Source organism: Paenibacillus sp. TAF43_2 (assembly GCF_052113545.1).
GTDB lineage: Bacteria > Bacillota > Bacilli > Paenibacillales > Paenibacillaceae > Pristimantibacillus.
In genome coordinates, this window is sequence record NZ_JBFRDK010000325.1 from 1 (window position 1) to 3,338 (window position 3,338).

Annotated in this window: 2 protein-coding genes; both read left to right on the forward strand. The window is 44.4% G+C overall.

Annotated elements, in window-relative coordinates; translation table 11 throughout:
- Positions 1 to 123: 123 nt before the first annotated feature.
- Entirely contained in the window at positions 124 to 1,410 is a 1,287-nt protein-coding gene (locus AB4Z17_RS32910) for an IS110 family transposase (protein WP_441964602.1), read from the forward strand.
- Between the two features lie 676 nt (positions 1,411 to 2,086).
- Positions 2,087 to 2,992, forward strand: a complete 906-nt coding sequence (locus AB4Z17_RS32915; RefSeq protein WP_441964600.1) for an AraC family transcriptional regulator — start codon at positions 2,087 to 2,089, stop codon at positions 2,990 to 2,992.
- The last annotated feature ends 346 nt before the right edge of the window (positions 2,993 to 3,338 follow it).

Sequence of the window (3,338 nt, forward strand, 5' to 3'; positions counted from 1 at the left end):
GGCAGCATTCCTATTATGAAGAAATACGAAGTTTGAGAAACAAAAAGACTCCTTGGTATGATGTATATGGGTCCCAGATGCTGGCCAGCGACCGGATCCAATACAAACCAAGGAGACTACAAGATGAATTCTACTCAAAATGAACGTATTAATCAAATCACTTCTTCTACTTTAATTGTCGGTGTCGACATCGCAAAGTTCAAACATGTAGCTCGCGCACAAGACTACCGCGGAGTCGAATTCGGGAAGCCCATTACGTTTGAGAACAACCGTGAAGGCTTCGAAATGTTCGTTAGCTGGTTCCGAAAGATTGCGACTGAACAAGAGGTTCAGGACGTCATCGTTGGTATGGAACCGACCGGACACTACTGGCTGAACCTGGTCCATTWTCTAAAAGAACAGGACATTACGTRCGCTGTGGTTAATCCGCTGCACGTGAAGAAAAGCAAAGAATTGGATGATAATTCACCAACCAAGAACGACATTAAAGATGCTAAGGTCATCGCACAGCTCGTCAAAGACGGAAGATACGCCGTACCTCATCTTCCCCAGGGCATCTATGCCGAACTAAGGGAAGCGATGAAAATCCGCGAACATCTGTCGACAGATCTGCGCGTGGTGCAAGGCCGCGTTCATAACTGGTTGGATCGGTACTTTCCAGAGTTCCTTACGGTGTTTAAGGATTGGGAATGCAAGTCAGCACGCCAAATGCTCAGTCTTTATTTGTTACCGCATGAGCTGGTTTCTGAATCTGAGGAAACCTTGCTGAGTCATCTTAGAAAGATTGCCAAACGAGGGCTTGGCATCGAACGTATGAGAAGCCTGAAAGCAGCAGCAAGCCGTTCTGTTGRTATACGAGAAGGGACGGCATTAGCAAAACTCGAGCTAAGGTTGTTGTTAACACAGTATGAGCTGCTAGAGAGTAAGTTTGAAGAGCTTGAGGCAAGGCTGGATGAGCTCWTGGAGCAAATCCCTCATGTGAAGAAACTAATGGCTATTAAAGGGATTGGCCGTGACAGTATTGCTGGTTTTCTCGCTGAAGTTGGCGACATAGAGCGATACAGACATCCCAAACAGATTATTAAGCTCGCYGGCTTGAATCTTAAAGAAAATACGTCAGGTAAACACAAGGGACAAACAAAGATTACGAAGCGAGGTCGTAGGCGGCTACGAGCGCTRCTATTTCGCGTGATGATGCCACTGGTGGCTAAGAACCGGGCGTTKAAGGCCTTGCATCAGTATTACACGAAACGGCCAGATAATCCCTTGAAAAAGATGCAGTCGCTCATTGCGTTATGCAACAAGCTAATTCGCGTTCTGTTTGGTGTCCTGAAAAAGGGGCATGAGTTTAGTGAAGAAAAGATGTTACAGGATATCCCCCAATTCACGGCAGTGTCATTAGCAGCTTAAATTCAATGTTTTCATAGAAGACGAAMGTAGATAAGAGAGTTACAGACAATTGAAGCACGGATGAGTCGGAACAAAACTAACATACGGACGAAGATCCTGACGGGCAGCAATATCCGACCTCCACCTCATGGACAGGTTGAATGAAGGAATGTGGGAGCGTAGACTCTGTGAGACATGGGAGGGTTGACCYCCATGAGACGATGTGGAGATCCAAAGGTGCGACCATAAATCTTCCCAAAGTCCACTTTTTTAAACGAGTGGTCTGAGTGGAGAGGCTTTTTGTACATTCTTCGCCCCATATTTTACACTATCTACAATCTTGTTCCATTTGAAGGTTGTCTTGTACGAAAGGAAATCGTTCAAAACCTAAGGAAACATGAGCATTTAAGAGAAAAATGATTCTCCATAGAGGGAGGTTAGTTTTAATACCTTCACGAATACCGTAATACGAGGCTATTAAAAAAGTGGTTATATGATAGGATTTAAGACTGACTTAATGACAGGGGAAAATCGAGTGGAAAAATATTACTTGACGCTTCAAACTAATAAAGACTGGAATCAATTTAGGAAACAGGACTTCTGTATTCGGATGATTACCACCTGATATTATCTTGCACGGAAAGTCAGGCGACATAAACTACCGGATGATATGCTTCTTACGAAAGGAGGGATTGCCGTGGATTGGCTAGAGCGAATGAATCGAGCTGTCAGCTATATCGAAGACAACTTAGAACAAGATATTGATTACGACCAAATCGCTAAAATCGCCTTATGTTCAGTTTACCAATTTCAACGCATGTTTTCATTTGTACTTGATGTCCCATTGTCCGAATATATCAGGCGCAGAAGGCTGACGCTTGCTGCATTTGATTTAAAGAACAGAAAAAACACTGTGACGGATATTGCCTTGAAGTACAGATATGAAACACCTGAATCATTCTCACGAGCATTTCAAAATCTACATGGAATGACGCCTACATTAGCGCGAAATGCTGAAAGTGAGTTAAGAGCCTTTCCTCGCATCTCCTTTCAAATCATATTAAAGGGAGTTGTTGGAATGAATTATCGGATTGAAAAACGGGATGCTTTTCAAGTTTATGGGCTGGAGGATATCTACCACTACGACACTATTGCAAATGAGGAGGGCATATCGATCCCCAATGTTTGGCAAACCATCAGCAGTAATGGTGAGTTGGACCGGTTATCCCAGTCGGTTAGCGGGGATTGGAGAGACGAAGGCAGTTTCAGCAAGGAACTTGGAGCTGTCTTTTCATTCGATTCCTATAAATTCACAAACAATACGACGTTCCCTTATCTGATTGGGTGTTACAAAGCGGTCGATAGCAAGGTGAATGGATATACAGTTGTTGATGTTCCGCCATCCACGTGGGCAGTATTTTCAACTTTACATGATGGGAATGGCAGCGGCAAGTATGATTTGCGGTCTTTGAAGAATCGGATATTTTCGGAATGGCTGCAAACATCAACATTTACGATTTTAGATGGCGGCAACTTCGAAATGTATGGTACAAGCGTTGATGGCTACGAATATTGTGAACTATGGTATAGGGTCGAGGGATAGAATGGAAAAACGCGGCTGCCGACATGACCGGTCACTGCATGTTCTTAACTCGAAGATCGCACAAGGATCATTTCAGCATGGTTCATTAAACTCCCTTGGTACGATATGATTTTCTCGCGAATGCTCGCTTATTCGCAGGATTTCGCCCGGTTGGTAAGGGCTGAAAGACAAGAAGGGGAACGCCGTGTTAGACTTCGGCAACATGAAGGCGCACGGGAATAAAGGGGGGGTATTGTCGCCCCATATACTTCCATTTACTGCACGCATTCTCCACGCCACCCTTGGAGGTTTTCACTCCCATGTCTTAACGGGTCAAAGCCCTCTCATTCCTTCGTTACGCCTATCC